Raw genomic sequence first — 23,475 nt, 5'->3', positions numbered from 1 at the left:
TCTGCTCATTGGGCGCATCGGGATAGATGTTGTCTGTCGGAAGCAGGAGGTGCTATTCTGCTCACACACATTTGCCTCACGGCATTTCGCCGGCATGTTCGACTGACTTTCCTTACTATGCGCCCGACCATTCTTGCAGCCAGCCTGCTCCTGCTTGCCGCTAACGCAGACGCCGCCGACATCAACGTGGTCGGCCTGTTTCCCAACAAGGCAGTGCTGGTGGTGGATGGCGGCGCGCCGAAAACCTATTCTGTCGGCACGACCATTTCCGAAGGCGTAACCCTGGTGTCGGCCGACAAGGCCTCAGCGACCATTGAAGCCAACGGAAAGCGTCAAGTCATTGCGCTTGGTGAATACATGAACCGGAACGCAGGGACCGGACGGGCCAGCGTGACTCTGAAGTCCGATAGTCAGGGACATTATATGGTGCAGGGCCAGATCAATGGCGGCAGCGTGCGCATGCTGCTCGACACCGGCGCAACCATGATCGCCCTTCCTGCATCCGATGCGACGCGGCTCGGGATCGATTACAAGAAAGGCCGCGCGGCCTACATGAACACCGCCAATGGTGTTGCCCCGGCCTATGTCGTCAAACTCAATACGGTCAAGGTTGGCGATATCGAAATCAACCAGGTCGATGCCGTCGTGCAGGAGCAAGGCCTTCCCTTCATCCTGCTCGGCATGTCCTTCCTCAACCGCACCGAGATGCGTCGCGAAGGCGACCAGATGGTGCTGACCAAGCGTTTCTGAATGCCGCTTTCGCGGCATCACAGCATCACGGGAATGCGGGAATGTGTGGCTCCATGCCGCCGAACCTGGCTTCCGGATGACGCTTGAGCACCAGTTGCTCGACTTCCTGGGTGCGCCGGTACGGTACGTCGACCATCAGCAGGACTTGTCCTCGCTCCATCGCCGCCTCGAAAGCTTTCAGACGAGAATTGGGGATGGCCGCTGCCACCATGCCGGATGCCCAGGCGCCGAACAGCGCACCGACAATGCCTGCCACCAGCACGACAATCATCTGCAGGCGCACTCCCTCGGGCGGAAACATCACAAGCAGCGCGCCGCCGATCAAGCCAATCGCGCCACCAACCAGCATGCCCGACTCGGCACCATGTACCAGATCGGTTTTCTGCAGAAAGTTAGCTTCCGGCATATCGGGAAGCGGCGTTCCGTCCTTGGCACAGAAACGAATATGCCGCTCCTCGATACGGGCAAGCAGCAATTCATCCAGCAGGCTGCGGGCGCCGGGAACGTCAGGCAGCATGAAATAGAGTCTGCGACGCATGATTGCCTCCTTTTGACGCAGCGAATAGCTCCGTTATAGCAAAGCCGCTTCGATCATCAAAGGCAAATCTCAGGCAATTTCGCCGCAGTCCGGGACATGCTTTTCAGCGCTGCAAGCAATGCGGCGCCGCTTGCGCAAGCGAGTTACTCCGATTCATGAAGGCGGCGCTGCTTTACTGCTTCAGCCAGTCCTTCCAGGATCTTCACGCTGGACTCCCAGTCAACACAGCCGTCGGTGATCGACTGCCCATATGTCAGCGGTTTGCCGGGGAGCAGATCCTGTCGCCCGCCAACCAGGTGCGATTCAACCATCACGCCAACGATGCGCGTGTCGCCGCCTGCAATCTGGCGACCGATATCGGCACAGACGGGAACCTGGTTTTCCGGCTTCTTGGAGCTGTTGGCATGGGAAGCATCGATCATCAGGCGCGACGCGAGCCCGTTCGCTGCGATGTCCTTGCATGCGGCATCCACACTCGCCGCATCATAATTCGGCGCCTTGCCGCCGCGCAAAATGACATGGCAATCCTCGTTGCCATTGGTCGACACGATAGCCGAGTGGCCGCCCTTGGTGACGGAAAGGAAATGATGCGGCTGGGAGGCTGCCTTGATAGCGTCGACTGCAATCTTGATGCTGCCGTCGGTACCGTTCTTGAACCCGACCGGGCACGACAGGCCGGAAGCGAGTTCGCGGTGGACTTGGGATTCGGTGGTACGCGCGCCGATCGCGCCCCAGCTGATGAGATCGGCCACGTATTGCGGGCTGATCACGTCGAGGAATTCGGTACCCGCCGGCAGGCCCAGCTCGTTAATATTCAGCAGCAACTCGCGCGCCATGCGCAGGCCTTCGTTGATGCGGAAGCTGTTGTCCATGTAGGGGTCGTTGATCAGGCCTTTCCAGCCTACCGTCGTGCGCGGTTTCTCGAAATACACTCGCATCACAATTTCCAGGTCGCCGTTGAAGCGCTCGCGCTGCTCCGCCAGGCGGCGTGCGTACTCCATTGCCGCCTTGGCATCGTGAATCGAGCACGGCCCGATCACGACCATCAGGCGGTCGTCCTGGCCGTGCAGGATGCGGTGTAAGGCGGTGCGGGAGTTGGCGACGGTGGTTGATGCCTTGTCCGAGCAAGGAAATTCGCGAATGAGGTGTGAAGGCGGCGCGAGTTCTTTCAATTCTCGTATCCGTAGGTCATCTGTGCGCGGCATGATTCTTTCTCCGGGTCAAAAGTTTCAAAACATAAAGCTGAAAAGAAAAAACCGCCATCGCTGGCGGTTTTTTCTAGAAATTCGGTTTGGGCTCTCTTTTATTCGTGCGCTTACCGCTTTTCCACCGCCATGGGGCTGGAATAGCTAAAGTGGAAATAAAAGTAAAAGCGCGCGAAAGTCATGTTTTTCAGAGGTTTTACAGCAAATCTAGATGAATAGTGCAATAAATAAAGGGTTTTGGCAAGGGATCAGGGCGAAATTTGTCTTGAGAGCCGTCTTTCCGCTCCTGTTCCCCGAAACGCTGGCAGAACCTGGGCCGAATTGACGGCATTCATCGTCAGGCCGTTCCACCCACCGTCACGCCATCGATCCGCAGGGTCGGCTGGCCGACGCCCACAGGGACGCTCTGCCCTTCCTTGCCGCAGACGCCCACACCACTGTCGAGCCGCATGTCCTTGCCGATCATCGATACACGGTTCAGGACGTCCGGACCGTTGCCGATCAGGGTGGCGCCCTTGACCGGATAAGTCACCTTGCCGTCCTCGATCATGTAGGCCTCACTCGCGGAAAAGACGAACTTGCCGTTGGTGATGTCCACCTGGCCGCCGCCAAAATTTACCGCATACAGGCCGTTCTTGACTGAAGCAATGATCTCGTCCGGATCCTTGTCGCCGGCCAGCATGTAGGTGTTGGTCATGCGCGGCATCGGCAAGTGCGCATAGGATTCGCGCCGTGCGTTTCCGGTCACTGCCATCTTCATCAGGCGGGCATTCATGGTGTCCTGCATATACCCCTTCAGGATGCCGTCTTCAATCAGTGTCGTGCACTGGGTCGGATTACCTTCGTCATCGACGTTGAGCGAACCACGACGGTTGGAAATGGTGCCGTCGTCCACGACGGTCACGCCCTTCGCCGCCACGCGTTCGCCAATGCGGCCGGAGAAGGTGCTGGAACCCTTGCGGTTGAAATCGCCTTCCAGGCCGTGGCCGATCGCCTCGTGCAACAATACGCCCGGCCAGCCCGGCCCGAGCACCACGGTCATGGTCCCGGCCGGCGCAGGACGCGCGTCGAGATTGACGATGGCTGCCTCAACCGCTTCGGTGGCATAACGTTCCAGCAGTTCGTCGCTGAAGTAAGCATAATCGTAGCGTCCACCGCCGCCGCTGGAGCCGATTTCGCGACGTCCGTTCTGCTCGGCGATGACGGTTACCGAGACACGCACCAGCGGCCGGATATCCGCAGCCAGCACGCCGTCGCTTCGCACCACGAGCACGACATCGTATTCACCCGCCAGGCCAGCCATCACCTGCACTACACGAGGATCGCGCGCGCGGGCGATGCGCTCGACCTTTTCGAGGAGCTTCACTTTTGCAGTGGCATCGAGCGAGGCCAGGGGATCGTTCGGCAGGTACAGCGAACGTCCGCCCGCAGCCTGTATCGATGATGCAACCTGGATCTTGCCTGCGCCCTGGCGCGCGATGGTGCGCGTGGCCTCTGCAGCCTGCAGGAGTGCGTCTTCGGAAATTTCGTCCGAATAAGAGAATGCTGTCTTGTCGCCGGACACGGCGCGCACGCCGACACCCTGGTCGATGGAGAAGCTGCCTGTCTTGACGATGCCCTCTTCCAGGCTCCAGCCCTCGTTCTTGGTGAACTGGAAGTACAGATCGGCGTAATCGACGCGGTGAGTGAAAATTGCATCGAGCGCCTTGATCAGCTTGCCTTCGTCCAGGCCGAAGGGCGCAAGCAGGATATCGCGGGCAGCAGCAAGGGTCTGGAGATTCGGTTCGAACAGATTCATGGTGATTGATGCGCGCCAGGGGCGCGAATTCGGATGGGTAAATTCAGTAGATTGTAGAGCATCTGCCTGCCGTCTGGTTCTTCAGCGGCGATACTGACGAAAAACGATGCCCGGACTGAAATCCTTTTCTTGCGGTAATGCGTTACAGCTTGCGATGCTTCAAGGCCGGCAAGCTCTCGCGCACGCACTGCAAATGCGCGAGGTCGATGTCGCCGACGACGATTCCTTCGCCTTCGGGCAACACCGATTTGACTTCGCCCCATGGATCGATGAGCACGCTGTGGCCCCATGTACGGCGTCCGTTCGGATGATTGCCTCCTTGCGCAGCAGCGAGTACATAACATTGGTTCTCGATGGCACGCGAGCGCAGCAGGATTTCCCAGTGCGCCTTGCCCGTGGTGTAAGTGAAGGCCGCAGGCACCACGATCAGGGCGCAATCGCCCATGGTACGGTAGAGCTCCGGAAAGCGCAGGTCATAGCATACCGACAGGCCGACCCTGCCGAACGACGCTTCAAAGGTGGCGACCTTCGTTCCATGCACGATGGTACGCGCCTCGTCGTAGGATTCGTTGCCCTTGGCGAAGCTGAACAGATGGATCTTGTCGTAGCGCACCACATGTTCGCCCGCCGGGTTGTACACCATCATCGTGTTGAGCACCTTGCTGGCTTCGGGCGCCACCATGGGCAGTGTGCCGCCGATCAGCCAGATGCGGTGTTCGCGCGCAATTTCCGACATGAATTCCTGCATCGGCCCGGCATCCAGTTTTTCCGCATGCGCCACCTTGTCCGATTCCTTCATGCCCATGATCGGCCAGTATTCCGGCAGCAGCACCATCTCCGCACCCTGTCGAGCCGCTTCGCCGATCAGACGGCGCGCGGCGGCAAAATTCTCTTCCACAACTGGTGTGGAAACCATTTGTACGGCGGCGACTTTCACGGGATTGCTCAGCGTCATGTTTCGATCGTCCTATCCGGAATTGCCGACTGCTTCCGTTGCAGGGGCAGTCGTCTTGCGCAGCAGCTTGGTCACCACGGGATCCTTCCATGGCCCCGTCACCTGGTACTCGAAGGTGAAGGCTTTCATCAGCGGGTCGCGCAGGAACAGTTGCGCAAGGAAACTGCCCACGCCAATCACCGGGTTGACGGCCAGGCCGTACACCACCGATGCGGTACCGACATTGATCTCGGGGATCACCACTACGTGCAGATTCTGCACCTCCTTGTCGATGTCCGCACTGCCGTCGATCAGCACGGTGGCGGAAGAGCCACGCATCTTGAAGTTGTCGGTCTTCGCCACGCCCTGCGCGATGTTCGCCGTCGCCGTCACGCCGTCGAAGGCAAAGCCCTCCGAGAACACGTCGCGGAAATCAAGTGCGAGGCGCCGCGGCAGCGATTGCAGGCTTAGCACGCCCAACAGCTTTGCCGCACCCGGCTCGACCTTCAGGAACTGGCCGGAGGCGAGATCGAGGCGCAACTGACCGCTCAGGCTGGGGATGTCGAGCGAGAACGGCAAGCCTTTCCAGCTGATATCGCCCTCCATCTTGCCCTTGCCGCCGCGCAGGACATTGTTGAAGCCGAACCTGTCGAGCAGTCTGCCGGCATCGCTGATGTTCAGGGTGTAGTTCAGATTTGACAGGCTCTCACCATCCCTGTTCGTCCATTTGCCGATTGCTTTCAGCTCGGCGTCGGGATTTGCGATCGACAGCTTGCTGATCCGCCATTCGCGCCCGGTAAAGCCACGACGGTTCTGGGCCATCAGTTCGAGGTGGCCGAACTTCTTGCCGAAAAGTTCGAAGTTCTCGGCAACGATATCGACCGCCGGCATCTGGGTCGTGGTGTCCTTGCCTTCGAACAGTTCGGTTACTTCCGACGCCGCCGACTTGGGAATGATGAGCGAGGCCAGGCGTGCGGTGATCTTGCCGAGTCCTTGGCCCGACGGCGATTCGGTCCAGGTGACATAACCCGAAACCTGGTCGGAGTCGATGTTCGCCTGCCATGCGCCCTTCTGGTGCGAAGCACCCACCACGACGTTGTTGAGGGTCCGGCCTTCCACGATCAGCTCGGTGGCGCGCGCCGCCAGCACTTCCGGATCGATGTACTGGGAGATCGAGAGAGCATCCGCCGGGTTGCGCGTCTCCGTCTGGTGGCCAACCGACACGACTGACGTCATGGCGCGGCGCCACGCATCCAGGTCAAGCGACTTCAGGCTGACATTGGCGATCAATCCGCTGTCCGGCTGCGGCGCGGGCACATTGACGCCGATGCCGCCGCGCACGACGCGCCATTCGGCATCCTTCTCCGTGCCCTTCTGGCGCTCGTAGCGTGCCGAAATCGCGGACCCGAGCGACAGCTTCATTTCGTCGCGCGAGATGGACGCATCCGTCGAGGGCTGGCCAAGGAGCTCGAAGCGCAGCGGCAGGATCTCGTTGGCGGCCTTGCGCAAGGGCACGGGAAAATCCAGCGAAATGCCGGCGAGGTTCGATTCGACCACGATCTCAGGGCGCTTGTTTTTCACGCGGACGGTCGTCGTATAGCGCGTGTTGCCGGCAATGCGTTCAGAGGAACGCTGCGCGTCAGGTGAAGCGTAAACCTTGCGCACGCCGTCCGCGGTCAGGCTGCCCTCGGCCTTCACGAGGATCGTTCCGTCGCGCTGCGTGCCGCCGGACACCACAACCGGGCCACCGAGGAAATTCGATTTGATGCCGCCGATGGAAAAGCCCTTTTCGTGGAATTCCAGCTTGCCATTCGATGCCTGCAATGGGGGCATCACGTTGTTCAGCGTGACGTTGTTGCCGACGAACTGCAGTGTTCCGTTCACCTTCGCTTCGCGCAGATCCTCAAGGGGAAGCTGCAGTTTCAGCGCAAGCTTCGCATTGCCAGTCCCCTTCGTCTCTTCCGTGAAGTGGTCGATCCAGCCGGCCACCGGGCTTTCATTGGTGAACCGCAGGAATTCCTGCAGGGGCCCGGCGGCATCGCCGTCGACATCAAGCACCATGTCATGGCGCGACAGATCCGGGATCACCGCCTTCACACGCGAAAGGCTGGTGCCGGATGTCCTGGCGCTGTCGGCAGTGATTTCCATGCGCGCGCGATCGAAGGAGATCATGCCGTTGATCTTGTCGATCACCGGCCACAGCGGCGACTTGCCGTCTTCGCCGAGCTTGCCGGGCGCGTAGTTCAGCACGCCATCCTCAATGCGCCCAACCACGCTGAATTCTCCACGGGGCCTGCCACGCTGCGCGGCCGCATTGAACGGAAACTGGTCCAGGTCGCCCTTGAGCCGCAAGCGCACATCCTTCACGGTTCCGCCTGCCAGTGCGCCAGTCAGCCATTCGCGCAGGGTCGCCGGCGTCTGGATCGGCAGGTAGCGGCCGACCTGTTGCAACTCGAGGCGGTTCAGTTTTCCGGTGATGTCGATATTGCCCTGCAGCTTGCCGGGTTGCCGGTCCAGCGGCATCAGGTGCCGGCCGGAGAACGAGCCGGCAAGTCCCTCCTGGACGAAATCCATCTTCTGCAGATCGACCAGCAACTGATTGTTTTCCTGGAATACCCAGTTGGCCTGCATGTTGAGGCGCTCGAACGGCATGGCCGCTTGGTCGAAGTAGCCTGGCAACTGCAGGACGAGGTTATCCGATGCGAGGCTGAGCAGGCCGCCGCGGTCATTGGCTTCCACCCTGCCTGTCAGGTTGTCGAAGCCCGGGATGGCGGGAACGGCAGCCTGGGCCGGCATGCCGGCCGATTTCGGCCGTGCGGGGCGTGCAGTTTGCGGCTGGAGCGACAGACCAATGAATTCGCCCTTGATGCTGTAGGCGGAGATGTCCGGATACGAGCCGTGCCATTGCGCGGAAAAATCCCTGAGCACGCCGCGCGGTGCGAAATCCGCCAGCATCTGGCGCTGCTCCGCGGGCAAGGGCAGGCGTTCGGCAAAATTGGCAATTGTCTTCAGGTCGAGCAATCTGGCGTTGATCTCGGTGCGCGCCGGATGTCCCTTGCGGGCCGGCGCGAAGCTTTCCTTGATCGTCGTCTTCGGCAGGTAAAGGCCGTCATCCGTCTGCAAGGTGAAATCCGTGAGCGAAACGGAATGGCCGTTCTGGCCGAAGGTCGGCTTTCCGTCGCCCACTCCGGCACCAAGATCCTCCCGCACCGAGACTCGCCCGCTGACCTCGACCAGGTTCATCGGGTCGAGGTCCTTGCGCAGGCGCGCGGAAACGTTCGCGAGCGTCAGATCGGCAGTGAAATCAACTACCCTGGAACGGTCAAAATCCAGCCAGGCCCGCACCGAGCCCTTCCCTTGCTGCATCTCGATCGGATAATCGACGTAGGCTTTCCAGACCGTCAGGTCGGTGTTGCGCATGTCGGCATACATCTCGCCACGCCACTTCGTCGCATCGGAGGCGCTGCCGAAGCGCGGATGGACGAAGGACGCGCGCACGTCGAGCGGCGCGGCAAACGCGGCAGGAGGCGTTGCCTTCAAGGCGAAGCGATGGTGGTTCCACTGGTTGCGCAGGACGAAGTTGACATCGTCGAGCAGCAGTTCCGGCGCCGCGCGCTTGTAGTCGTTCCAGCGCAGGCGGCCGTCGCGGATCACGATCTCCGTCTGCGACAGCACCCAGTCCGCACCCTTTCCGCCGCCCGTCTTGCCCGTGTCGATCGGGATGCCGGCCACGTACAGCTTGCCGTCCGCATCGCGCAGCACGTCCATGTCCGGGCGATTGATCGTCAGGCGATTCAGGCGAAGTTCACCGACGACCAGTGACCACCAGGACAAGGTCGCGGAGACATTGGGCAGTGTCAGCGAAGGGTTGCCGAACTTGTCATGGACGACGACCTTGTCGAGCGACAGGCGCGGCCGCAGGCCGGACCATGATGCATCGACATCCGCGATCGATACCTTGTTGCCGATGGCGCGCGATGCAAACCGTTCGACATCCGGCTTGTAGCTGTCAATATTCGGCAGCACCACGTAGCGCAGGCCGAGAACCAGCACGCAGAAGGTAAAGTAGGCGAAGACAATGAGCTTGAGGAGGAAGCCAAGCGCATGATGCGTCAGCGCGTTGGCGATTAGATAACATTCTTTGAACGCAAACCACCATCGGGACAACCAGGCTGCGGGCTTGCGGGGAATGTTTTGGTCAATAGACATCAATCAGAAAACAAGCGGCGTAGAATAGGGTCAAATTGACATGTGAGATGTTCGCATGGATATCATAGGATGTTTGCGCAGCCGGAATGGCCATCCTGATCAAACGGCCAGGTATTCATGTGCAAAGCATACGACTTCCAATTTCATCCCCCAATATTGTGACCCAATCTTTTTTGACCAGCGCCGTCGCATCCCGGTTCTACGCACGTTGGCTGAACGCCGATCCCGCCCGAGCGGGCATGGTTGCGGATCTTGCACAATTATCTATTACCCCTGCGATTTTTGCTCAGCTTTTACAAAAAGAAACAGCAGCCGGCATGCCTTTGCAGCGCGCGGTGCGCCGCGTACGCAATCTTGTCGTCGCCACATTGATCGAGCGCGATCTGGGCGGACGGGCGGACCTGGCCGAAGTAATGGAGACCATCAGCAGCTTCGCAGAGTTCGCGGTGCAGACCCATCTCACCGCGCTGACGGCCGAAATGATCGAAGCGCACGGCACACCGATCGGCAATGAATCGGGCGAGCAGCAGGAAATGATCGTGCTCGGCATGGGAAAACTGGGCGGCCGCGAGCTGAATGTCTCTTCCGATATCGACCTGATCTTCGTCTATCCGGAAAATGGTGAAACACGCACGACCTCGCCGGAACAAAGATCGTTATCAAATCATGAATTCTTTACTCGGCTCGGCAAGAAACTGATCGGTGCACTGTCGGAGATCACGGAAGACGGTTTCAGCTTCCGCGTCGACATGGCCTTGCGTCCCAATGGCGCATCCGGTCCGCTCGCCGCCAGCTTCGGCATGGTAGAGGACTACCTCGTCGTGCAAGGCCGGGAGTGGGAACGCTATGCGTGGGTGAAGGCGCGCGCGCTGACGGGCCGCCCGGCCGACATCGCCGCGCTGGAACAGATTGCTCGGCCTTTCATCTACCGCCGCTACCTCGACTTCGGCGCGATCGAGGCCTTGCGCAACATGCACGCGCAGATCCGCGCGGAGGTCAAGCGCCAGGAAGCGCGCCACCCGGGGCGCAGCAACAACGTCAAGCTGGGACGCGGCGGTATCCGCGAGGTCGAATTCCTGGCGCAGGTTTTCCAGTTGATCCGTGGCGGGCGCGATGCCTCTTTGCGCGACCGCTCCACGCGAACGACCCTTGCAACGTTGGCAGCGAAGGGCCTGCTGACACCGGAGGAAGTGGACCAGCTGCTGCAGGCATACACCTTCCTGCGCAACCTCGAACATCGCCTGCAATACCTGGACGATGCCCAGACCCACTCCCTTCCATCCAATCCGGACGACCGCCTAACCATTGCCAGGATGATGGGCTTCACGGATGTGGAATCCCTGCTCGAAGAGCTCGACGCGCATCGCGCGATCGTCGCAGCGCAATTCGACGCCATCTTCGCCGACAAGCGCGGTGGACAACAGGCGCAAGGCGGCACGAACGAGGCGCAAGCAGAAGCGCATGTCATGCTGAGCGACGCCGACAGCCGGGATGTCATCGAAGCACGCCTTGCGGCCCTGCATTTCGACGAGGTCCCGGCCGCGGCGCAACGCCTGCTGCTCACTTGTCAGTCGCCCAAGCTCCAGTCGCTGCCGGAAGCCAGTCGCGGCAAGCTGATGGCGCTGATCAATTCCGCGCTGCCGATCATCGCGGCTACAACGAATGCCCGCAGCGCCACGCTCGGCCGCCTGCTCGACTTCTTCGAGGCGATCGCGCGCCGCGCCGCCTATCTGGCCCTGCTCACCGAATATCCGCACACGCTGGAACGCGTGATCCGCATGATGAGTGCAAGCGACTGGGCAGCCAAGTACCTGACGCGCCACCCCATCCTGCTGGATGAATTGCTGGAGGACCGCACGCTGAAGGCTGCGCCGGACTGGACTGCCTTCGGGCAGGAGGTGCGGCGCCAGCTCGACGCCAGCGAGGGCGACACCGAACACCAGATGAACGTGCTGCGCGACCTGCACCATGCGCAACTATTCCGCCTGCTGGCGCAGGACCTGGAAGGCGACCTGACGGTGGAACGCCTGGCCGACCATCTTTCCGCGCTGGCCGACATCCTGGTCGGCGCGACGGTCATGGCAGTGTGGAAGACGATCCATAACCGTCATCGCGAGGACCCGAGATTCGCCGTCATCGCCTACGGCAAGCTGGGCGGCAAGGAACTCGGCTATGCCTCGGACCTGGACGTCATCTTCCTGTTCGACGATGACGACCAGGAAGCTCCCGCGCTGTACGCAAAACTGGCGCAGCGCTTCATTACTTGGATGACCACCCATACGCCGGCGGGGATCCTGTTCGACATCGATATCGCGCTGCGCCCGGACGGCGCCAGCGGGCTGCTCGTGTCACGTCTTGCGGCGTTCGAGAAATACCAGGCCGAATCGGCCTGGGTGTGGGAACACCAGGCATTGACGCGCGCACGCTTCTGCGCTGGCGATGCAGCAATCGGCGCGCGCTTCGAAGAGATTCGTGAGAAGGTCCTGCGTCAGCCGCGCGATGACGCGGAGCTGCGCAAGGAAGTGCTGGACATGCGCAAGAAAATGCATGATGCGCATCCGAACCGTTCCCCGCTGTTCGACATCAAGCATGATGCCGGCGGCATGATCGACATCGAGTTCATCGTGCAGTACCTGGTACTGCGCCATGCCGCGCAATTTCCGCAGCTGACCGCCGACATCGGCAATATCGCGCTGCTCAAGCTCTGTGGAGAACTGGGTCTGGTCGACAAGGACATGGCGCTGAACGTGGCGAATGCCTACCGTAGCTTCCGCAAGCTCCAGCACCAGATCCGTTTGCAGGGAAGCGACCGCGCGCGGGTGGAAACCGAACGTGTGGCGCAGGAAGCAGCGCAGGTCAGGCGCCTGTGGTCTTCCATGCTGGGAAGCGAGACCTGACGCGAAGCGCAATGTTTCTATGATGCATGCAGTGGCGCTCTTTGCGATCTCGCTATAAATTAGTATTGTTTGGAACAGTGATTTAAGCACTTCGTCGTGCGCAGGCATGGCGGCAGGCTGCCATGGAGATTTGCATGATCAAGTCAAACATCAAGGGTCAGCGACTTGCGGCGTTGTTTCTATTGGGAAATGCACTCTTCAATTTCCCGCTGCTCGCCCTCTTTAACCGTCCCACCACAGTGGCTGGAATTCCGCTTCTGTATCTTTATGTATTCGCAGCCTGGGCATTGCTGGTGGCTCTGCTCGCCTTCGTCGTGGAAAAGAAGTAAACCGACGCGCGAATACACACTTCCTCAAACATACTTTCAATGCTGCCCGGCTGGCTGATCGCACTCGCTGCTTTTTCCTACCTCGGGGTGCTGTTCGCGATTGCCTATTACGGTGACAGGGCCTCCGCCCGGGGCCAGAGCATTATTGCGAATCCCTATGTCTATGCCTTGTCGATGGCGGTGTATGCCACCGCCTGGACTTTCTATGGCAGTGTCGGGCGCGCCGCCAGCAGCGGCATCGGCTTCCTGCCGGTGTACCTTGGCCCGACGGTGATGGCAACGCTGTGGTGGATCGTGCTGCGCAAGGTCATCCGCATTGCGAAAGACAATCACATCACGTCGCTGGCCGACTTCGTGTCTTCCCGCTACGGCAAAAGCGCGCTGCTGGCCGGGCTGGTCGCCACCATCGCCGTGGTCGGCGTCACGCCCTACATGTCCTTGCAGTTAAAGGCGATTTCCTCCAGCTTCAACGTCCTGCTGCACTATCCCGACCTTATCCGGGCGCAAATCGAAAATCCGCCCGTGCTCATGGATACTGCTTTCTACGTCGCATTGCTGCTGGGCGCCTTCACCATCCTGTTCGGCGCGCGCCATCTCGATGCCGCCGAACGCCACGAAGGCATGGTCGCTGCCATCGCATTCGAGTCAGTCGTGAAGCTCGCCGCGTTCCTGTGCGTTGGCCTTTTCGTGACCTACGGAATTTACGATGGCTTCGGCGATGTCTTCACCAGGGCAGCGCAACTGCCGCAGGCGCGCTCGGTATTCGTCATCGGCGGCGCCAGCGAGGATGTGTACCACAGCTGGGCTTCCCTGTTCTCGGTTGCATTCCTGTCGATGCTGGCCATCATCTTCCTGCCGCGCCAATTCCAGGTTGCCGTGGTCGAGAACGTCGACGAATCGCACCTGAACAAGGCGATCTGGCTGCTGCCGCTGTACCTGCTGCTGTTCAATATCTTCGTGTTGCCAATCACCTTCGGCGGCATGCTGCATTTTCAGAATGCCGGCGTCGATCCGGACACCTTTGTGCTGACGCTGCCGATGTCGGTGAACCAGCTTGGCCTCGCCCTGCTGGTATTCATCGGTGGTTTTTCCGCTGCAACCGGGATGGTGATTGTGGAAAGCATTGCGCTCTCCACAATGGTCTGCAACGATCTGGTCATGCCGGTGCTGCTGCGCATCAAGCGCCTGAAGCTGACGGAAAGCAATGACGTATCACGGCTGGTGTTGCTCATCAGGCGCGTCACCATCATGCTCGGCATGCTGCTTGGCTACGCCTACTATCGATGGGCGAGCGAGCCTTATACCCTGTCGTCGATCGGACTGATTTCCTTCTCCGCCGTAGCGCAGCTTGCCCCGGCAGTGTTGGGTGGCATTTACTGGAAAGGCGCGACGCGCCGGGGCGCGCTGGCCGGCCTGAGCGCGGGCTTTGCGGTCTGGATCTATACCCTCATGGTGCCGGCGCTGGCACGCTCCGGGCTGATGCCAATAACACTGCTGGAGCACGGGCCGTTCGGCATCGACTTCTTGCGCCCCCTGCAATTGTTCGGGCTGGCGGGGCTGGACGAAATCACGCATTCCATGGTCTGGAGCATGGCCGCCAACATCGGCGCATTCATTGGCGTGTCAGTGACGACCGGCCAGTCAGCGCTTGAGCGGACGCAGGCAGCGCTATTCGTCGATGTCTTCAAGCATGAGCGCAGCACGCCGGAACGCATCCTGCGCACCAAGGGTTCGCTGCCCGAGCTGCAGGCATTGCTGTCCCGCTTCCTCGGCTCGACGCGCGCGGTGGCGACCTTCAGCAATTATGCAAAACAACAGGGGCTCGACTGGCCGCGCGAAGCCGATGCCGACCTGGTGAGCATGTCGGAAGCACAACTGGCCGGCGTGATCGGCGCCGCTTCGGCACGCGCCATGATCGAATCTGTGATCGAAGAAGAGCCTTTGTATGACAGCCTGACCGGATTGCCCAACCGCGCGTTGATGCTCGAGCGCATCGAGGACGCCATGAAGCAGGCGCGTCTGCGCAACAACTTCAGCTTTGCGCTGATGATCCTCAGCCTGGACCGTTTCCGGATCATCACCAATAGCCTCGGGCGCGGAGTCGGTGACCAGTTGCTGATCAATGTGGGCCTGCGGCTGAAAGCGAGCCTGCGTATCGGAGAGACGGTAGCGCATCTTGGCGGCGATGAATTCGCGCTCCTGCTTAACGGTGTCAAGGATGGAAACGAGGCCCGCCGCTTCGCCGACCAACTGCAAAGCACGCTGACCAATGCCTACCAGCTGGAAGACCACGAGGTCTATACCACGGCAAGCATCGGCGTTGCCCTGAGCAAGCCGTCCTATGCCGATCCGTCCGATATCCTGCGCGATGCGGCCACTGCCAACCACCTCGCCGTGCATCGCGGCGGCGCGTGCTGCGAGGTGTTCGAATCCGGCATGCGCACGCGCGTGGTAGCCTTGCTCGACATGGAAACGCGGCTGCGCCAGGCGGTGGTGAAGGGGCAGGAATTCGTCCTGCACTACCAGCCGATCGTCTCGCTGGACACCGGCCGGCTATCCGGCTTCGAAGCCCTGGTGCGCATGCGCCGGCCCGACGGCACGCTGGTGCTGCCGAATGAATTCATTCCATTGACGGAAGAAACCGGCCTGATCGTGCATATCGGGCGCTGGGTGCTGGTCGAAGCCTGCCGGCAGATGCGGGCATGGCAGATCAGGTTCCCCGACCTGCCGCCGATGCAGATGAGCGTCAACCTCTCCGGCCGCCAGTTTGCGCAGGCCAATCTGATGGAGCAGATCGAAGAGGTTCTGACCGAAACTTCACTCGATACGCAGAGCCTGAAGCTGGAAGTGACGGAAACCGTGATCATGGAGCATGCGGAAGAAGCTGCGGCGGTGCTCGTCAAGCTGCGCGGCAAGGGCATCAAGCTGCTGATGGACGACTTCGGCACCGGCTATTCTTCGCTGTCCTACCTGCATCGTTTCCCCGTCAACACGCTCAAGATCGATGCCTCCTTCGTGCGACGGCTGGACACCGGCAGCCGCGACATCGACGTGATCCATGCCATCGTCACGCTGGCGCACACACTGGGCATGGACCTGATCGCGGAAGGTGTCGAAACCGCCGCGCAACTGGCCAAGCTGCGCGAACTCAAGGTCGAGTTCGGCCAGGGATACTATTTCGCCGGCCCGCTTGATGCCACCAGCGCGGAAGCGCTGATTGCTGCATGGCCGAAATGGTAGGGGTCCACGGAAAACACGGAAGGCACGGAAAAGGATAGTGTTTGGATTTTCCTATGTAGCGCACTTGGCCGGCGTAGTCATCGACCCAAGTGAACTATTCCGTTGAAACACAGTGTTCTTCTTTTCCGTGCCTTCCGTGTTTTCCGTGGACAAAAATCCCTACTGCAGCGAAGTGCCGAAACGATCGCTGCGCGGAAGATAGAAATGGCCGGTATCGACGGAGAATGCCACGCGCTTCACCTGGCCGGTGATCAGCTCGCGCTTGACGAAGCCAATGTAGCGGGAATCCTTGCTGGCGTCACGGTTGTCGCCCAGCATGAGGTATTGGCCGGGCGGCACGGTCACCGGCCCGAACGAGCGCGCCGCGAATCTCTCGGGCATGACGATGATCGGGTGCTGGATACCGGGGAGCTTTTCGTTAAGCACGAGCTGCCGGCCGGCATAATCCGGACTCAGCTGGGTGGCGAATGCGGCGTCGGCCGCGGCATAGGATGCTGGCTCACCGTTGATGATCAATTCCTCGCCACGCATCTCGACGATATCTCCAGGCAGGCCGATGATGCGCTTGACGAGACGGATGCCGTCCTCCGGTGAGCTGAAGGTGACGATGTCGCCGCGCTTCGGATCGGCGATGTGCTTGACGATCACGTCGGTGAAAGGGATCTTGACGTCGTAGGCGAGGCGGTCAGCGATGATGCGATCGCCGATCATCAGCGTGGGATACATGGAGCCGGAAGGCACACCATACCAATCGGCAACCGCGCTGCGCACCAGCACCATGCCGAACAGGAAGAACAGAAAACCTTTGTTTTCTCTAAGCAACTTCTTGATGCGCGTCATCGTCATACCCTTCATCCAGTGCCGGTGAAAAGGGAAATATAACAAAAACGCCCCGACATGCGGGGCGCTCTTGCTTGCCTGAAGAAGCCAGATTACTTCGCGGTCATCAGTGCCACGGTCGTATCGAGCATGCGGTTGGAGAAGCCCCACTCGTTGTCATACCAGGACGAGACTTTCACCAGGCGGCCGGAGACCTTGGTCAGAGTCGCGTCGAAGTTGCTCGAAGCCGGATTGTGGTTGAAGTCGACCGACACCAGCGGTTCGGTGTTGTAGGTCAGGATACCCTTCAGCGCGCCATTGGCGGCGTCCTTCATGACGGCGTTGATTTCATCGACCGTCGTGTCGCGGGCGGCAATAAAGGACAGGTCGACGATGGACACATTGATGGTCGGAACGCGGATGGCGTAGCCGTCCAGCTTGCCGTTCAGTTCGGGCAGCACCAGGCCAACAGCAGCAGCGGCGCCGGTCTTGGTCGGGATCATCGACATCGTTGCCGAACGGGCGCGGCGCAGGTCTTCGTGCATCACGTCGGTCAGCACTTGGTCGTTGGTGTAAGCGTGCACCGTGGTCATCAGACCGTTGACCACGCCGATCTTGTCATGCAGCGGCTTGACCAGCGGCGCCAGGCAGTTGGTGGTGCAGGAGGCGTTGGAAATGACGGTGTCGGATGCCTTCAGCACGTTCTGGTTGACGCCGAACACGATGGTCGCGTCCACGTCCTTGCCGCCCGGTGCGGAGATGATGACCTTCTTGGCGCCGCCCTTCAGGTGTGCGGACGCCTTTTCCTTCGTGGTGAAGAAACCGGTGCACTCGAGCACGACGTCGACGTTCAGCTCGCCCCACGGAATCTGTGCCGGATCGCGCTGCGCAAAGACCTTGATCTTGTCGCCGTTGACGATCATGAATTCGCCGTCGACTTCAACGGTGCCCGGGAACTTGCCGTGCGCGGTGTCATAACGGGTCAGGTGCGCGTTGTGCTGCGCATTGCCGAGGTCGTTGATCGCAACGATCTGGATATCGTTCTTCTTGCCGCCTTCGTAATGTGCACGAAGGATGTTGCGGCCGATGCGGCCGTAGCCGTTGATTGCGACGCGAATAGTCATGGTTTTTCTCCTGAGTTGTAATCCGAATTGCGTTTAGACCAGAACCGATTTCACTTTGGCGACCACATTCTCGGTCGTGAAGCCGAAGTGCTTGAACAGCACGCCCGCCGGGGCAGATTCGCCGAAGGTGTCGATACCTACGACCGCACCTTCCAGACCGACGTACTTGTACCAAAAATCCGTGACGCCCGCTTCGATTGCAACGCGCGGTAGCCCCTTGGGCAGGACACTTTGCTTGTAAGCGGCTTCCTGGCGATCGAACAAGTCGGTGCACGGCATGGAAACCACGCGCACCTGGGTGCCCTGCTTCGCCAGTTCGTCCGCGGCCTTCATCGCCAGCTCGACTTCCGAACCCGTTGCGATCAGCACGGCCTTGGCATCGGCCGCATCACGCAGCACGTAGCCACCGCGGTTGATCGCGAGGACCTGCTCCGGCGTACGGTCCATGAAAGGCAGGTTCTGACGCGAGAAGATCAGCGTGGTCGGGCCGTGACGGCGCGCAACAGCATGCTTCCAGGCGATTGCAGATTCGACCGTGTCGCAGGGACGCCAGTTCTCCAGGTTCGGGATCAGGCGCAGACTGGACACATGTTCAATGGACTGATGGGTCGGGCCGTCTTCACCGAGGCCGATCGAGTCATGCGTGAACACGAAAATCGTGCGGATCTTCATCAGCGCAGCCATGCGCAGGGCATTGCGGCTGTAGTCGGAGAAGGTCAGGAAGGTACCGCCGAACGGGATGTAGCCGCCGTGCAAGGCGATACCGTTCATGACGGCGCTCATGCCGAACTCGCGCACACCGTAGTTGATGTGGTTGCCCGCCTGGTTAGCGCGCACCGCCACGCATTCTTTCCAGTTGGTCAGGTTCGAGCCGGTCAGGTCGGCCGAACCGCCGAGGAACTCCGGCAGCGCCGGTGCCAGTGCCTGGATCGCATTCTGGCTGGCCTTGCGGGTTGCAATGTTTTCCTTCTTCTCGATGCAGCTAGCAACATAGGCGTCGATGACGTCGTTCAGCTTGCCCGGCAGTTCACCCTTCATGCGGCGCAGCAACTCGCCCGCTTCCTGCGGATGACGTTCGTCGTAAGCCTTGAACAGGGCATCCCATTCGCCTTCGAACTTGCCGCCGGAAGCCTTGGCGTCCCATGCCGTATAGACATCCGCCGGGATTTCGAACGGCGGATAGTTCCAGCCGATGGATTCGCGCGTGGCGGTGATTTCCTTGTCGCCCAATGCCGCGCCATGCACGTCATGCGTGCCGGCCTTGTTCGGGCTGCCCTTGCCGATGACGGTCTTGCAGCAGATCAGGGTCGGCTTGTCGGATTTCTTCGCTGCGGCAATGGCCGCGTCCACGGCGGCGACATCATGACCGTCGACGTTGCGGATCACGTTCCAGTTGTAGGCTTCGAAACGCTTCGGGGTGTCGTCGATGAACCAGCCCTCCACGTGGCCGTCGATCGAGATGCCGTTGTCGTCGTACAGCACGACCAGCTTGTTCAGGCGCAGCGCTCCGGCCAGCGAGCAGGCTTCATGCGAAATGCCTTCCATCAGGCAGCCGTCGCCGACGAAGACATAGGTGTGGTGGTCGATGAGGTCGAAGCCGGGCTTGTTGAATTCGGCGGCGAGCAGGCGTTCTGCGAGCGCCATGCCGACGGCGTTGGTCAGGCCCTGTCCAAGCGGGCCGGTGGTCGTTTCGACGCCCGGTGTGACATGAACTTCCGGATGGCCGGCTGTCTTCGAATGCAGCTGGCGGAAATTCTTGAGTTCCTCCATCGGCAGGTCGTAACCGGTCAGGTGCAGCAGCGCGTAATGCAGCATGGAGCCGTGGCCGTTGGAAACCACGAAACGGTCGCGGTTGATCCAGTGCGGATTGGCCGGATTGTGCCGATAATGCTTCGCCCAAAGTGCGACTGCGATTTCTGCCATGCCCATCGGCATGCCGGGGTGGCCCGAGTTTGCCTTCTGTACTGCATCCATTGCCAGCGCGCGGATCGCATTGGCCATCTTGTCGGTCGGGAGAGAGGAAGTCATGTCAAATCAGAGTGTGTGGCGGGTCTTGGTGCTGACTCCGGCCCTGCGTGGAACCAGAGGGTGCAAAGCCCAGTATTTTACCAGACTGAACCGTCCGGATTTAAAATCGGGGATCGACTCTTGCCAACATGGACGACATGTCAATTCACCGCTCGCCGCATGCGCCGCTTCAGGAAAAACGTCCTGCCTGCGGAACCGTTGCTGTTTTTGAAACAGACCATCCTGACGCCCGCCCATAAACTCCATGCCGCGATTTTTCTGCCCATTCCCGCTCACGGTCGGCGCCATCGTCACCCTGCCGGAGCATGTCTCGCACCACATCCATGTGCTGCGCCTCGCCGCCGGCGACACCATTACGCTGTTCAATGGCGACGGCGGCGAATATGTCGCAACACTGTCCGCGCCGGACAGGAAGCGCGCCAGCGCGGAAGTGAAGACGTTTTCGCCGCGTGACGTCGAATTGCCCTATGCGATCACCCTCGCGCAAGCCCTGCCGGAGGGATCGAAAATGGACTGGATCATCGAGAAGGCGGTGGAACTCGGTGCCGCCGCCATCCAGCCGCTGGCCGCACGTCGCTGCGTAGTACGTCTGTCCGCGGAGCGCGCGGCGAAGAAAAAGGAGCACTGGGAAGGCATCATCGTCTCGGCATCCGAACAGTGCGGCCGGAACCGTCTGGCCAGCCTGTGCGAACCCGTCGAGTTCGACGAATGGATCCGCCAGCAGAACCTGCATCGCCGCATCCTCCTGTCGCCGCGCGGCGAGCAGTCGCTCTCCGACTGGGCGCGGCATCATCCCCCGCAGGCGGTGACTTTGCTGATCGGGCCGGAAGGCGGATTTACGGACGAGGAAGAAGCCGCGGCGATCGCACAGGGCGTGCTGCCGCTGTCGATGGGCGCGCGCGTGCTGCGCACCGAGACTGCCGGGTTGGCAGCGCTCGCGGCCTTGAACGCCGTGTGGAGCGAAATCTGAGCGCATAAATCTGAGCGCATTTAAGCCGAAATCAAACAAGGCTTCGATTCCCGCCCGCAAACCGGCCATCTCTTCTATGGTGACAGCTTTATCCATTCAAGCGGAGAGGCACCATGGGTATTCTGGATAAAGCTTTCGACATGCTCGGCGATAACCATCTTCCGATGATGGATTCAAAAACACGCCTGCTGCAGGCAGCCCTCGCATTACTCGCAGACAATGGCCAGGCCGGTGGCTTGCATGGCTTGATGGAGCGATTCCAGGAAGCCGGCCTGGGCAACGTCATATCGTCGTGGATCGGATCCGGAACCAACGTGCCGATCACGCCTGAGCAACTGCACCAAGTGCTCGACGAAGGGCAGCTTCAGCAGATATCGGAAGAAACCGGCCTACCGGAAGATGAGGCCGCGAACCGGCTGAGCCAGATGCTGCCGGACCTGGTCGATAAGCTGACTCCTGCGGGCCATGTTCCTCCCGGTGGACTGGGCAACATGAGCGCCCTGCTGGACCATTTCCTCGGACGCTTCCAGTAAGGGCGTGTTTGGGAATAAATTGTGCATTTTGCCGGGCGTGGCCGGATGCAATGCAAGGCGTTCGCTGCTTGCAGTGCGGGCACTGCAAGCAGCGAACATCGCCGCGGTGCGCCCGTCATGGCCGAGAAAAATGTGCAATTTATTCCTGGACAGGCCCTAAGCGCATACCCGTTGTCGCGGCAGGGCGATTTCCGCGACAATGGTTGCCATGCAATGGCTCCGTCAACTTTTCCACCGCGACTACCCGCGCATTCCGGATCGGCTCTGGCAGGATTCCGTCTTGAGCCTTCCTTTCTTGCAACGCCTGCCGCCGCAGGACCTTGAGCGCTTGAAATCCCTAACCGAAGCGCTGCTTGCAAGAAAAACATTTACTGGCGCTGCGAGATTTGATCTGACCAACGAGGTCGCCGTCATGATCGCCGTGCAGGCTGCCTTGCCTGTACTCAATCTCACGCTCGACCTGTACGCCGACATGGCCGGGATCATCGTTTATCCCGCAGCCTTCGTAATTCCGCAGAGTGAACTGGACGAAGCGGGCGTCGTGCATGAATGGCATGAGCCGGCAACCGGCGAAGCAATTGATGTAGGCGGTGCTGTGGTCCTCTCGTGGGAGGACGTGCAGCAGCATGGTGCGCCGGGCTACAACGTCGTCATCCATGAATTCGCGCACAAGATCGACATGGGCGACGGCCACGCGAATGGCTGCCCGCCCTTTCTTGCCGCCTATCACCAGGGCATTGATCCACGCATCTGGCAACAGGCATTTTCCGAGGCTTTTGCCGACTTCGTGCGCCGCGTCGACGAGCTGGAGGCGCGGCTGCCGGAAGATTTCGACGACGCCAGGGAAGCTGATGCGGCCATGTACGATGAATTGTTCGCGGAGTTGCCTGTTGACCCCTACGCGGCGCGGCATCCGGCAGAATTTTTTGCCGTTGCATCCGAAGCATTTTTTGTCCTGCCGCAACCTCTGGCGGAAGACTATCCCGAGATCTATCGGCTGTTGGCAGCTTATTATCGGCAGGATCCGCTCCAGGCCTGAATATCGAGGCCTTGCACGAAAGAAAACCGCTGGAAAGCGCTTATAATCGTAGGTTTTTCGACGGCTTCTTTAGACTGACCTGCATGAAGGTATTTCGCGGACTTCCCAATGCTGCGTCGCGCGCGCCCTGTGCGCTGACCATCGGCAACTTCGACGGTGTACATCGCGGCCATCAGGCACTCCTGGCGCGCGTGCGCGAGGCGGCGACCAGGCTCAAGGTCGAAGCAGCGGTGATGACCTTCGAACCGCACCCGCGCGAATTCTTTGCGCATCTCGCTGGCGACATTTCCAAGGCGCCGGCGCGCATCGCCAACCTGCGGGATAAACTGCAGGCACTGTCCAACGCAGGCATCGACCGCGTGATCGTCGAGCATTTCAGCGCCCATTTCGCAGGAATGACGCCACAGGACTTCATCGAAAAAGTCCTGGTGCAGGGATTGCACGTGAAATGGCTGATGGTGGGTGAAGACTTCTGCTTCGGCGCAAAACGCGCGGGCAATGTCGCGATGCTGATGGAAGCCGGAAAAAAGTTCGGCTTTCACGTCGAAGCACTGCCGACCGTCACCAACGGCGGCACCCGCATTTCCTCCTCCGCGGTGCGCTCCGCGCTCGGCAGCAGCGATTTCACGCTGACCGAACGCTTGCTCGGTCACCCTTATTCGATTTCCGGCCACGTCATCCATGGCAAGAAACTGGGACGCACCATCGGCTTTCCCACCCTGAACCTGCGCATCGCACACAAGCGCCCTGCGCTCTCCGGCATCTTCGTGGTCGAGGTGCGCGGCCTGGCCGACAAGCCCTTGCCCGGTGTTGCCAGCCTCGGGGTGCGGCCGACCGTGGAAGACAGCGGCCGCGTGCTGCTGGAGACCTATGTATTCGACTTTGCCGAACCATGCTACGGCAAGGTGGTGCACATCGATTTTCTCAAGAAACTGCGCGATGAAGAAAAGTATGTCGACCTGCCGACGCTTACCGCCGCCATCGAACGTGACGCGCAGCAGGCCCGCGACTTCTTCAAGGAACGCCAGGCGCATGCCGTTTCCGCCACCGACCGAATTTGAC

The 23,475-nt window shown here is 60.5% G+C and carries 16 protein-coding genes; 8 read left to right on the top strand and 8 right to left on the bottom strand.

Annotated features, from left to right (window positions below; translation table 11 throughout):
- Positions 1 to 117 precede the first annotated feature (117 nt).
- Complete coding sequence (locus VJ698_RS08310) at positions 118 to 750, top strand: retropepsin-like aspartic protease family protein (protein WP_324102273.1); 633 nt, start codon at positions 118 to 120, stop codon at positions 748 to 750.
- 25 nt (positions 751 to 775) lie between these two features.
- On the opposite strand, the gene VJ698_RS08305 is transcribed toward VJ698_RS08310, so the two are convergent.
- From VJ698_RS08305 to VJ698_RS08285, 5 genes are all read right to left on the bottom strand, one after another.
- Positions 776 to 1,288: a DUF1269 domain-containing protein gene (locus VJ698_RS08305; RefSeq protein ID WP_324102272.1), complete on the bottom strand. Its 513-nt coding sequence runs from the start codon at positions 1,286 to 1,288 to the stop codon at positions 776 to 778.
- Positions 1,289 to 1,431: 143 nt separating this feature from the next.
- A complete protein-coding gene (gene aroG / locus VJ698_RS08300) occupies positions 1,432 to 2,493 on the bottom strand; it encodes a 3-deoxy-7-phosphoheptulonate synthase AroG (RefSeq protein ID WP_324102271.1) in 1,062 nt (353 codons plus the stop codon).
- A 337-nt stretch (positions 2,494 to 2,830) separates the two neighbouring features.
- On the bottom strand, positions 2,831 to 4,291 hold the full coding sequence (tldD, locus tag VJ698_RS08295) for a metalloprotease TldD (RefSeq protein WP_324102270.1): 1,461 nt from the start codon (positions 4,289 to 4,291) through the stop codon (positions 2,831 to 2,833).
- 142 nt (positions 4,292 to 4,433) lie between these two features.
- Positions 4,434 to 5,246: a carbon-nitrogen hydrolase family protein gene (locus VJ698_RS08290; protein WP_414691133.1), complete on the bottom strand. Its 813-nt coding sequence runs from the start codon at positions 5,244 to 5,246 to the stop codon at positions 4,434 to 4,436.
- 12 nt (positions 5,247 to 5,258) lie between these two features.
- Positions 5,259 to 9,434: a YhdP family protein gene (locus VJ698_RS08285; protein WP_324102269.1), complete on the bottom strand. Its 4,176-nt coding sequence runs from the start codon at positions 9,432 to 9,434 to the stop codon at positions 5,259 to 5,261.
- A 158-nt stretch (positions 9,435 to 9,592) separates the two neighbouring features.
- Here VJ698_RS08285 and glnE point away from each other — a divergent pair, with 158 nt between their 5' ends.
- From glnE to VJ698_RS08270, 3 genes are all read left to right on the top strand, one after another.
- Positions 9,593 to 12,331, top strand: a complete 2,739-nt coding sequence (glnE, locus tag VJ698_RS08280; protein WP_324102268.1) for a bifunctional [glutamate--ammonia ligase]-adenylyl-L-tyrosine phosphorylase/[glutamate--ammonia-ligase] adenylyltransferase — start codon at positions 9,593 to 9,595, stop codon at positions 12,329 to 12,331.
- 134 nt (positions 12,332 to 12,465) lie between these two features.
- Positions 12,466 to 12,660 carry a hypothetical protein gene (locus tag VJ698_RS08275; protein WP_324102267.1) on the top strand — a complete coding sequence of 65 codons (195 nt, stop codon included), beginning with the start codon at positions 12,466 to 12,468 and terminating at the stop codon, positions 12,658 to 12,660.
- A gap of 39 nt (positions 12,661 to 12,699) precedes the next feature.
- A complete protein-coding gene (locus VJ698_RS08270) occupies positions 12,700 to 15,900 on the top strand; it encodes an EAL domain-containing protein (protein ID WP_324102266.1) in 3,201 nt (1,066 codons plus the stop codon).
- Between the two features lie 159 nt (positions 15,901 to 16,059).
- On the opposite strand, the gene lepB is transcribed toward VJ698_RS08270, so the two are convergent.
- From lepB to tkt, 3 genes are all read right to left on the bottom strand, one after another.
- On the bottom strand, positions 16,060 to 16,746 hold the full coding sequence (gene lepB, locus VJ698_RS08265) for a signal peptidase I (RefSeq protein WP_324102265.1): 687 nt from the start codon (positions 16,744 to 16,746) through the stop codon (positions 16,060 to 16,062).
- A gap of 86 nt (positions 16,747 to 16,832) precedes the next feature.
- Positions 16,833 to 17,843, bottom strand: coding sequence for a type I glyceraldehyde-3-phosphate dehydrogenase (gap, locus tag VJ698_RS08260; RefSeq protein WP_324102264.1), 1,011 nt, complete (start codon positions 17,841 to 17,843; stop codon positions 16,833 to 16,835).
- A gap of 33 nt (positions 17,844 to 17,876) precedes the next feature.
- On the bottom strand, positions 17,877 to 19,871 hold the full coding sequence (gene tkt / locus VJ698_RS08255; protein WP_324102263.1) for a transketolase: 1,995 nt from the start codon (positions 19,869 to 19,871) through the stop codon (positions 17,877 to 17,879).
- A gap of 244 nt (positions 19,872 to 20,115) precedes the next feature.
- Here tkt and VJ698_RS08250 point away from each other — a divergent pair, with 244 nt between their 5' ends.
- The 4 genes from VJ698_RS08250 (at position 20,116) to VJ698_RS08235 (ending at position 23,474) form a co-directional block, all read left to right on the top strand.
- Positions 20,116 to 20,841 (top strand): 16S rRNA (uracil(1498)-N(3))-methyltransferase, encoded by a 726-nt coding sequence (locus VJ698_RS08250; protein ID WP_324102262.1) that lies wholly within the window; start codon positions 20,116 to 20,118, stop codon positions 20,839 to 20,841.
- A gap of 113 nt (positions 20,842 to 20,954) precedes the next feature.
- On the top strand, positions 20,955 to 21,374 hold the full coding sequence (locus VJ698_RS08245) for a YidB family protein (RefSeq protein WP_324102261.1): 420 nt from the start codon (positions 20,955 to 20,957) through the stop codon (positions 21,372 to 21,374).
- Positions 21,375 to 21,573: 199 nt separating this feature from the next.
- Positions 21,574 to 22,413: a M90 family metallopeptidase gene (locus tag VJ698_RS08240; RefSeq protein ID WP_324102260.1), complete on the top strand. Its 840-nt coding sequence runs from the start codon at positions 21,574 to 21,576 to the stop codon at positions 22,411 to 22,413.
- A gap of 83 nt (positions 22,414 to 22,496) precedes the next feature.
- On the top strand, positions 22,497 to 23,474 hold the full coding sequence (locus VJ698_RS08235) for a bifunctional riboflavin kinase/FAD synthetase (RefSeq protein ID WP_324102259.1): 978 nt from the start codon (positions 22,497 to 22,499) through the stop codon (positions 23,472 to 23,474).
- Position 23,475 lies beyond the last annotated feature (1 nt).

Source organism: Noviherbaspirillum sp., from assembly GCF_035254685.1.
In the GTDB taxonomy this organism is placed as follows: domain Bacteria; phylum Pseudomonadota; class Gammaproteobacteria; order Burkholderiales; family Burkholderiaceae_D; genus Noviherbaspirillum.
This window is presented reverse-complemented; position numbering and strand designations above follow the sequence as displayed.

What these genes read in the sequence shown, in the direction of transcription:
- VJ698_RS08305 (WP_324102272.1), bottom strand. Translation starts at nt 1,288, where the DNA reads ATGCGTCGCAGACTCTATTTCATGCTGCCTGACGTTCCCGGCGCCCGC.
- VJ698_RS08235 (WP_324102259.1), top strand. Translation starts at nt 22,497, where the DNA reads ATGAAGGTATTTCGCGGACTTCCCAATGCTGCGTCGCGCGCGCCCTGT.
- VJ698_RS08290 (WP_414691133.1), bottom strand. Translation starts at nt 5,246, where the DNA reads ATGACGCTGAGCAATCCCGTGAAAGTCGCCGCCGTACAAATGGTTTCC.
- gap (WP_324102264.1), bottom strand. Translation starts at nt 17,843, where the DNA reads ATGACTATTCGCGTCGCAATCAACGGCTACGGCCGCATCGGCCGCAAC.
- VJ698_RS08285 (WP_324102269.1), bottom strand. Translation starts at nt 9,434, where the DNA reads ATGTCTATTGACCAAAACATTCCCCGCAAGCCCGCAGCCTGGTTGTCC.
- VJ698_RS08245 (WP_324102261.1), top strand. Translation starts at nt 20,955, where the DNA reads ATGGGTATTCTGGATAAAGCTTTCGACATGCTCGGCGATAACCATCTT.
- aroG (WP_324102271.1), bottom strand. Translation starts at nt 2,493, where the DNA reads ATGCCGCGCACAGATGACCTACGGATACGAGAATTGAAAGAACTCGCG.
- VJ698_RS08275 (WP_324102267.1), top strand. Translation starts at nt 12,466, where the DNA reads ATGATCAAGTCAAACATCAAGGGTCAGCGACTTGCGGCGTTGTTTCTA.
- tldD (WP_324102270.1), bottom strand. Translation starts at nt 4,291, where the DNA reads ATGAATCTGTTCGAACCGAATCTCCAGACCCTTGCTGCTGCCCGCGAT.
- VJ698_RS08310 (WP_324102273.1), top strand. Translation starts at nt 118, where the DNA reads ATGCGCCCGACCATTCTTGCAGCCAGCCTGCTCCTGCTTGCCGCTAAC.
- VJ698_RS08270 (WP_324102266.1), top strand. Translation starts at nt 12,700, where the DNA reads ATGCTGCCCGGCTGGCTGATCGCACTCGCTGCTTTTTCCTACCTCGGG.
- VJ698_RS08250 (WP_324102262.1), top strand. Translation starts at nt 20,116, where the DNA reads ATGCCGCGATTTTTCTGCCCATTCCCGCTCACGGTCGGCGCCATCGTC.
- lepB (WP_324102265.1), bottom strand. Translation starts at nt 16,746, where the DNA reads ATGACGATGACGCGCATCAAGAAGTTGCTTAGAGAAAACAAAGGTTTT.
- tkt (WP_324102263.1), bottom strand. Translation starts at nt 19,871, where the DNA reads ATGACTTCCTCTCTCCCGACCGACAAGATGGCCAATGCGATCCGCGCG.
- VJ698_RS08240 (WP_324102260.1), top strand. Translation starts at nt 21,574, where the DNA reads ATGGTTGCCATGCAATGGCTCCGTCAACTTTTCCACCGCGACTACCCG.